Annotated in this window: 7 protein-coding genes; 4 read left to right on the top strand and 3 right to left on the bottom strand. The window is 71.8% G+C overall.

Translation table 11 applies throughout. The features are described 5' to 3' along the window. Window positions 1-332: 332 nt before the first annotated feature. Together ACYU8V_RS22170 and ACYU8V_RS22165 are read left to right on the top strand one after the other, a co-directional pair. Window positions 333-941, top strand: a complete 609-nt coding sequence (locus tag ACYU8V_RS22170; protein ID WP_460850411.1) for a hypothetical protein — start codon at window positions 333-335, stop codon at window positions 939-941. Window positions 942-993: 52 nt separating this feature from the next. Next, entirely contained in the window at window positions 994-1572 is a 579-nt protein-coding gene (locus ACYU8V_RS22165; RefSeq protein WP_460850410.1) for a T6SS immunity protein Tdi1 domain-containing protein, read from the top strand. A 56-nt stretch (window positions 1573-1628) separates the two neighbouring features. Here ACYU8V_RS22165 and lysS read toward each other — a convergent pair whose 3' ends face one another. Then, entirely contained in the window at window positions 1629-3308 is a 1680-nt protein-coding gene (gene lysS / locus ACYU8V_RS22160; RefSeq protein WP_460850409.1) for a lysine--tRNA ligase, read from the bottom strand. Window positions 3309-3333: 25 nt separating this feature from the next. After that, the gene (locus ACYU8V_RS22155; RefSeq protein WP_460850408.1) at window positions 3334-4221 is read right to left on the bottom strand and encodes a diacylglycerol/lipid kinase family protein; all 888 of its coding nucleotides are present in this window, start codon (window positions 4219-4221) and stop codon (window positions 3334-3336) included. A 25-nt stretch (window positions 4222-4246) separates the two neighbouring features. Between ACYU8V_RS22155 and ACYU8V_RS22150 the strand changes: the two genes are divergently transcribed. Further along, window positions 4247-5671: a carboxyl transferase domain-containing protein gene (locus ACYU8V_RS22150; RefSeq protein WP_460850407.1), complete on the top strand. Its 1425-nt coding sequence runs from the start codon at window positions 4247-4249 to the stop codon at window positions 5669-5671. Between the two features lie 487 nt (window positions 5672-6158). On the opposite strand, the gene ACYU8V_RS22145 is transcribed toward ACYU8V_RS22150, so the two are convergent. Beyond that, entirely contained in the window at window positions 6159-7136 is a 978-nt protein-coding gene (locus ACYU8V_RS22145; RefSeq protein WP_460850406.1) for a hypothetical protein, read from the bottom strand. Between the two features lie 239 nt (window positions 7137-7375). Here ACYU8V_RS22145 and ACYU8V_RS22140 point away from each other — a divergent pair, with 239 nt between their 5' ends. Then, complete coding sequence (locus ACYU8V_RS22140) at window positions 7376-8098, top strand: GAF and ANTAR domain-containing protein (protein ID WP_460850405.1); 723 nt, start codon at window positions 7376-7378, stop codon at window positions 8096-8098. Window positions 8099-8121 lie beyond the last annotated feature (23 nt).

The following is an 8121-nucleotide window of genomic DNA, read 5'->3' as shown; positions in this document are numbered from 1 at the left end:
CGAGAGCGGCGAGTAGGGCACCGAGGATCACCTCAAAGCCCACCACCCCACGGGGCTCTGTCGTGTTGAGCGCGCGGAGAGCGAGTCGGGTCAGCCGGGGATCAGCGACTGCACCTTCTCGCGCCCAAGGCGGTGAAGAGGGTGGGCAGCCGCGGCCCGCGTTTCAGCGTTCGTGAATGCGGAACCCGGTCTGTCTGACCGCCAAGCAGGCCGACCGAGCTGAACGCTTGACCAGTGCGCCGGCCTGATGGAGGGTCATATGGACGGAGATCGACTCGCCTCAACGAGCCGGGTGAGTCTTCCGTACACCGTCGGACCGGATGGGATCGCAAGTGAAGCCGCTCGACCAGGTGGTCCGCGACCGGATAGCGCCTGTCCTGAAGGAGTTCGGGTTCGAGAGAAGGGGGCGGAGTTTCTGGCTCGAGACCGCTCCCGGCGATCTGGCGGTGGTCGAGGTTGCGCAGTTCAAGCTGGCGCGGCACGACGCCGAGTTCTTCGTCGGAATGGGCGTGCAGCCGAAGGTGTGGGCCGACTTTGTAGGGCGCGGTGGCGACACAACTCGAGAGACGCTGTGGGCGGACCGACTTCTGGTCCCGGGGAAGCAGCCGCCCCTGGCGGACCTCTGGTCCTTCGATCTTGCGGATCAGGCCGCTGCAGATCTGTTGGTTGATTCGCTTGTGGCGAAGCTGCCAGAGCTCATGGACATGCTGGATCCCGATGGCCTGCTCGCCTATGCCCGGACATTGCCGCACGTGGGTCGCCGGATCTCTGTCAGGCCCGAGATCGCCCGGGCCGCGCTCCTGGCGCAGTGCGGGCACCTTGATGAGCTCGAACAACGCCTCCGTGAACTCAGCGAGGATCGGGGAGACGGCTGGGATGATCGGGACTTCGTCAACTTCATCAGAGCCTGGACAGCATCGAAAGGGGCCGGCAGTGTTTGAGCGTTTCAGGGATGCGTTCCCGGACCGTTCGGGCGTCGGTGACGACGACCGGATGTGGCGCGACGAGCGGCTCCTCGGCGTCGCCGGGTACTCGGAGTTCGCCGCTGAGTTCGCCGGCGTGACGTTCAGCGGTGGTCTCTATCGGGTCCACGACGTGCAGACTGGTCCGCAGTCATCGGTTCTGGTGGCCGAAGCGTTCCCTGAGTTAGCTCAACGCACCTGTCCGTTCGCCTACGACTGGCTGGGGCGGCAGTTCGCCGTGGACGTGGCGCGCGTGGCGGGCGGCGTGCCCCAGGTCCTGCTGCTCGAGCCGGGCACAGGGGAGGCGTTGGAGATCCCGACCGACTTCATAGGGCTGCATGACGAAGAGCTGATCGAGTACGCCGATGCCGCCCTGGCCGTCACCTTCTTCGACGAGTGGAAGGCCGCGAACAGCGCGACCATGCCGCTCGGTCGGAGCCAGTGCGCCGGCTACAAGGTCCCTCTGTTCCTGGGCGGAAGAGACGTGGTCGACAACCTCGAGGTGAGCGACATCGACGTCTACTGGTCCTTCTGCGGCCAGTTGCGGCAGGGCGTCAGGGGCCTGCCGGCCGACACGCCGATCAGCGCCATCGTGAAGTTCGAGGACTGAGCTTCTGCCGATCTCGCCCCGGAGGGACCCGCGGCAACTCCTGCGTGCCGAGTCGATCAGCCGGGGATCAGCGACTGCACCTTCTCGCGCCCCAGGGCGGCGAAGAGCGTGGGCAGCCGCGGCCCGCGGTCGGCGTCGACCAGCAGGTTGTAGAGCAGCTGGAAGAACGCCTTCTGCCCGGCCTTCACCTCGTCGGTGGGGGCGTCCTCGAGGCGCATGCCCAGGGCCAGCTTCGGGACGCCGTAGATCACCGCCGTGAGCGCGTCGGGGTCGGAGAAGTCCTCGGGCAGGTGCGTGTCGAGCAGCTCCAGCCAGTGCGTCTCCTCCTCGGTGAGCTCGGCCAGCCGGGCCGTGTCGGGAGTCTCGCGGACCGTGGTGCGGTCCTCGGGGTCGACGTACTCGGTGATCCAGGTGGCGGCCTTGGTGAGCCGCGGCTCGAGGTCGGCCTCCGTGGCGCCCACCGTGCGCGCGATGACCTCGCGGTTGCCCGCGGTCACGTCGGCGACCGACGACAGCATCCGGAACGGTACGACGACGGCCGGCACCGGCAGCCGGCCCGCGGCAGCCGTCTCGGAGGCCCGCTCCCAGGCGAGCACGGCGGCGTCACGCTTCTCGGGGATGGCGGCCTTCTTGGTGAGCGCGTCCCACTCGTCGTACAGGCGCAGGACCTCCTGGCCGAAGTCGACGTTGAACGCCTGCTTGGGCTGCCGGCGCACGTAGAGCCAGCGCAGGATCGGGGCCTCGAGGATCCGCAGCGCCTCGGCCGCGGTCGGGACGCCGCCCTTGGACGAGGACATCTTCGGCATGCCGGCGACGCCGACGAAGGAGTAGCCCACGAACGACGGCGCGGAGCCGCCGAAGACCGGACCCACGATCTCCTTGCCGACGGTGTAGCTGGAGCCGGGGGAGGCGTGGTCGACGCCGCCGGGCTCGAAGTGCACGCCCTCGAAGGTCCAGCGCATCGGCCAGTCGACCTTCCAGACCAGCTTGCCCTCGTCCTGGGTCGCCACGTTCGTCACGTGCGACTCGCCGCAGACGTCGCAGGTGTAGGACAGGTCGGTCGTCGCGTCGTCGTACGCCGTGATGGTGACCGTGTCGCGACCGCAGCCGCGGCAGTACGGCTTGTAGGGGAAGCGGGCCAGCAGGTCGGCGCCGGTGACCTCCTCCTCCGCGGTGGACTCGGTCTCCTCGCCCTCGGCGGGGGCGACCTTCTTGGTGCGGTAGCGGCCCATCACCTCGTCGATCTCGGCGCGCTTCTCGATGGCGGTGAGGATCTGGGAGCGATAGGTGCCCGCGCGGTACATCTCGGTCTGCGACACCTCGACCATCTCGCAGCCGAGCTCGGCGAGCGCGGACCGCAGCGGTGCCTTGTAGCGCTCGGCCCAGCTCGGGAACTCCCCGGTCGGGTCCGGTACGGCGGACAGCGGCCTGCCGATGTGCTCGCTCCAGCTCGGGTCGACGCCGGCCGGGACCTTGCGGAAACGGTCGTAGTCGTCCCAGCTGTGCAGGTGGCGCACGTTGATGCCGCGGCGGCGGATCTCCTCGGCGACGAAGTGCACGGTCAGGAACTCGCGCAGGTTGCCCAGGTGGATCGGGCCCGACGGGCTGATCCCGGACGCGCAGGTCACCAGCTCGGGCAGGGTGCCGCCGTTGACCTGCTCGGCGTGCCGCAGCGCCAGGTCGGCGGTCCGGCTCACCCAGTCGGTCGGTTCCTGGTTCTGCTGTCCTCGTGCCACGACGACCAAGCCTAGGGCGCTGCTTCTACGGAACGAGTATCGAGTAGGCGCCCGGCACGACCCGCCACGACCTCGACGTCACCGGTCCGTCGATCTCGCCGTCGCTGTTGCACTCGAACGGGGTGCCGCTGACCCGGACGTCCCGCCCCCGCAGGATCTCGGTGTCGGCCTGCCGGCCGTGCTGCCGGACCAGCAGCAGCAGCGCGTAGCGCAGCCGCGCGGGCACCGAGACCGGCGTGGCGACGAGCACGTCGGCCAGGCCGTCGTGGGGGTCGGCGTCGGGGGTGATCTCGGTGCCGCCGCCCACGGAGGCGCCGTTGCCGACCGCGACCATCAGGACCTGCGAGCCGCGGGAGATCACGGTGCGGCCGTCGACCTCGACGTCGAGCCGCAGGTGCGGCGGGGCGAGTGCGGCCTGGGCGGCGCCGATCGGGTAGCCGAGCCGGCCGAGCCGCTTCTTCCAGCGCGCACCGTGCTTCCCGGCCTCGGCGCTCACCCCGAGGTGGACGTTGTTGACGGTGACCCGGTCGCGCTCGTCGACGATCAGGTCGGTCGGGCGCGGATGCCCGTCCACCACAGCCTGCGCGGCCTCGGTCGCGTCCAGCGGCAGCCCGAGGGTCCGCGCGAAGTCGTTGCCGGTCCCGAGCGGGACGAGCGCGAGCACGCAGTCGGCCAGGTCGCCGGCGTCGTACAGGGCCTGGACGACGGCGTGGATGCTGCCGTCGCCGCCGATCACGACGACCTCGCGCCCGTCGCGCCGGGAGAGCACGTCGGCCAGGTCCTCGGGCGACGAGGTCGCCGCCACCTCGACCGTCGCGTGCCGCCGCAGGATCTCGACGGCGGCCTCGCAGGCGTCGGCGTCCGCAGAACCCGCGTCGGAGTTGGTGATCACGAGCATCGCTCTGCCGGACATGCCGATCAGCCTAGAGTTCGGTGCCATGGGGAAGCGCTGGACCGCCCGTGAGCTGATCGAGCTGGTCGTCGACGAGGGCAGCTACGACTCCTGGGACGAGCCGATCGACATCTCCGGGCACGCGGAGGGCTACCGGGCCGAGCTGCGGGCCGCGGCGGAGAGGTCCGGAGTCGACGAGTCGGTGCTCACCGGGCGCGCGCTGGTGCACGGACGCCCGGTCGCGCTGGTGGTCAACGAGTTCCGCTTCCTCGCCGGCTCGATCGGTGTCGCGGCGGCGGCCCGGATCACCGCGGCGGTACGCCGTGCCACCGCCGAGGGGCTGCCGGTCCTGGCCAGCACCAGCTCCGGCGGCACCCGCATGCAGGAGGGCACGCCGGCGTTCCTGCAGATGGTCGAGATCTCGCGCGCACTCGTGGAGCACCGGGCCGCCGGCCTGCCCTACCTGGTGCACCTGCGCCACCCCACCACCGGCGGCGTCTACGCCTCGTGGGGCTCGCTCGGGCACGTCACGGTCGCCGAGCCCGAGGCGCTGGTGGGCTTCCTGGGCCCGAAGGTGTTCGAGGCGCTCAACGGCCGGCCGTTCCCCGAGGGCGTGCAGGTCGCCGAGAACCTCGCCGCCAAGGGGGTGATCGACGCCGTCGTGCCCGTCGAGGAGCTGCCCGACCTGGTCGATCGGGCGCTCGGCGTACTCGTCGATCCGGCGGAGCCGCCGGCGCTGGCCCGCCGCGAGCCCGTCCCGTCCGGCACCCGCCGCGACCACCCGGTCTGGGACGACGTCGAGGCCACCCGGGGCGAGCGGGCGGGCGTCCGCGAGCTGCTGCGGTACGCCGGCGCGGGCACCCTGCGGCTGCGCGGCACCGACGAGGGTGAGCGCGACGACTCGGTCCTCATCGCCCTGACCCGGCTGGACGGGCAGCCCTGCGTGCTGGTCGGGCAGGACCGGGCGCGGCAGTCCGAGGCCCACCCGCTCGGCGCCGCGGCACTGCGCGAGGCGCGCCGCGGGATGAAGCTCGCCGAGGAGCTCGGCCTGCCGCTGGTCACGGTCGTCGACACCCCGGGCGCCGAGCTCAGCCGGCAGGCGGAGGAGGGCGCGATCGCAGGGGAGATCGCCCGCTGCATCGCCACCCTGGTCTCGATGCGTACGCCGACGGTGTCGGTCATCCTCGGCCAGGGCTGTGGCGGCGGAGCCCTCGCCCTGCTGCCCGCCCGAACCGTCCTGTCCGCGGAGCGCGGCTGGCTCTCGCCGCTGCCTCCCGAGGGCGCCAGCGTGATCGTGCACGGCGACACCGCCCACGCCGCGGCGATGGCGGAGGCGCAGGGCGTCGGCGCGCTCGACCTGCTCGCGGGCGGCCGGCTGGACGGCGTCGTACCGGAGTACGAGGGGGACACCGCCGAGGACCTGGCCCGGGCGGTCGCCGCGGAGATCGCGCACCGGTTGCGCTCGCGTTAGTTGACCTCGATGTGTGCCGCCACGACACAGGCGGTGGGCGTCGGCTCCCGGTGCTCGGGCATCAACGTGGCGCAGCTGAGCGCCGCGGGCTCAGGTCTCTGAGCGCGTACCGCGGAAGAACCTCTCGATCGCCGAGAACGCGATCATCAGCAGGAGTGACAAGAGCCCCGCCCCGAGTGCAGCGACCCACGAATGCGTGGACGCGAACACCACAACGCACGCAAACACGATCATGACGATTCTGCCGTACATGACGCATCCCTCCCCGCTGACTGCGGACGTCAATCAATCCCACCTGGGACAGGTCGACCACCCGATGCGGCCGAGCGAACGGATGATGTCCGCGGCAAGGTGGTTCGCATTCACCATCGGCCATTCAGCTTCATGCAGTGCACGAAGATGACTGAGCGGGTGGAAGGCGCAGAGCGGAGAGCCATCGCGTGCGAGCGTCCTCCGACGCGGTCTGGGATCGAGCCGAGGACGCTCCCTAGTTGACCTCGAAGTGCGCCGCCACGACGCAGGCGGCGGGCGTCGGCTCGCGGTGCTCGCGCATCAGGGTCGCGCAGCTCAGCGCCGCCGGGGCCGTCGGGAGATAGTCCTCGGGGCACCGAATGCCCGCGGTGTGGGCCAGCAGCGACAGCGAGCGCTCCCAGTGCACGGCACCCTCGCCCGTCGCCTCCCCGGCGCCCACCGGCGTCCCGTCGGCGACCAGTCTCGTCGCGATGCCCCGGGAGGCGAGGGTCCGGGCGGTGCGCTCCGCGAGGTCCACCTCGACCAGCGTCGCCGCCCCCTCGCCGAGGGGGCGGGCGAACTCGGCCAGCAGGTGGCGGTGGGCCGCCCAGAGCTCCTTGGGCTCCGGCCCCAGCGCCGTGCGGAGCAGCGCCAGCGTGGCGGCCGAGGCGTCCGGGGGCGCCTCGCACATCAGGATGCGGAGGCGGTCGCGGTGCCGGGCGGCGCTCCAGCCGGCGTACATCTCGCCCGCGGGTGCCTGGAGCAGGCCGGTGACGTCCAGGCTCACGGCCGGACCCGCGACGGCCGGGGGAGGGACGTCCGCCCGGTCGTGGATGCGGGTCCACACCGCGGTGCCGCCGCCGGGCGTCGGCGCGACGCGCACCGCGCCCCCGAGCTCACCGAGATCGTCGAGCTGGGAGTGCAGGTGCGGCCAGGACCCGGGCTCGCGCCAGGGCGCGTCGTCGGCGGGGTCGCCGGTGGGCCGGTCGAACGCCAGCACCTCCAGGCCGGGGCCGCACGCGCCGCCGAGCTCGCGGACGCTGACCCATCCGCCGTGCGAGTCCAGCACCAGGCTGATCGCGAGGCTGCGGACGACGTCCGCGAGGTCGCGCAGCCGCGCGGCGCCCAGGGAGGCCTGGTGGCCGAGCCGTCCGGCGTACCGCAGAAGGCGACCGATGTCGCCGGGCTCCGAGATCCGCATCATGGGGCGTGCGGAGAATGCTGTGCGGTTCATCGCACCTGTCCTGCGTGGGCCGCGCGGATTCACCCGGCCACCGAGGTGGCGGAGCGCGGGATCGCGACCTCCATCGGCCCTTGCTGCTTGAGCCACTTCGATCATGTCACGACTTGCCCCGGGAAGCGCCACGACCCTCCCGTTCCGCGAGACCCGCCGAGGGATTTGCGATTAGGATCGGGCGGCCCGGACGCCGCTCGGGAGCGCACTCCGTGGTCCAGCACAGAGAGGACCCCGTCATGCCCGCATCCCTGCCGTTCGACGAGGCGGCCGAGGCCTTCGCCTCCCTCGCGCAGGTGCTCTACCGCTCCGACAGCTATGCCGAGGTCTACGAGCAGCTGTGCCGTACGGCGGTCGACCTCGTCCCGGGCTGCGACCACGCGTGCATCGTCACCGTCAGCGCGGGTCAGCGGCCCGAGCTCCAGGCCACGACCGACGACATCGCGGCGCGGATCGATCGGCTGGAGTGGGAGTGCGGCGAGGGGCCGTGTGTGGACGCGATCCTGTCCGACCGGTTCGAGTGCGACCCGAACATCACCCAGCACCCGACGTGGCCGAGGCTGGCCGCCCGGGTGCTGCGCGAGACGCCGGTCCGGGGGATGGTCGGCTACCGGATCCTGATGGGCGGCCGCAAGATCGGTGCGCTCAACCTGTTCTCCGACACCCCGGGCGCGCTCACCGAGAGTGGGGCCGACGCCGGCGCCATACTGGCCGCGTTCGCCTCGGTCGCGATCACCGCCGCGGGCCAGAAGGCGGAGGCGCGGACGCTGCGCGACGGCCTGGCCAGCAACCGGGAGATCGGCAAGGCCGTGGGTCTGCTGATGGCGACGCACTCCCTCGGCGACGAGGAGGCGTTCGCGGTGCTGCGCCAGGCCTCGACGACGCTCAACCGGCGGCTGGCCGACATCGCCCGGCAGATCGTCGAGGAGCACAACGCCCGGGCGGGTGCCTCCGCCGACTGACCGCCGGGCCGCCTATCCTCGCG

Source organism: Nocardioides ultimimeridianus (assembly GCF_054777895.1).
Note: the sequence above shows the minus strand (reverse complement) of the source record. Positions and strands in the feature narration are given on the sequence as shown.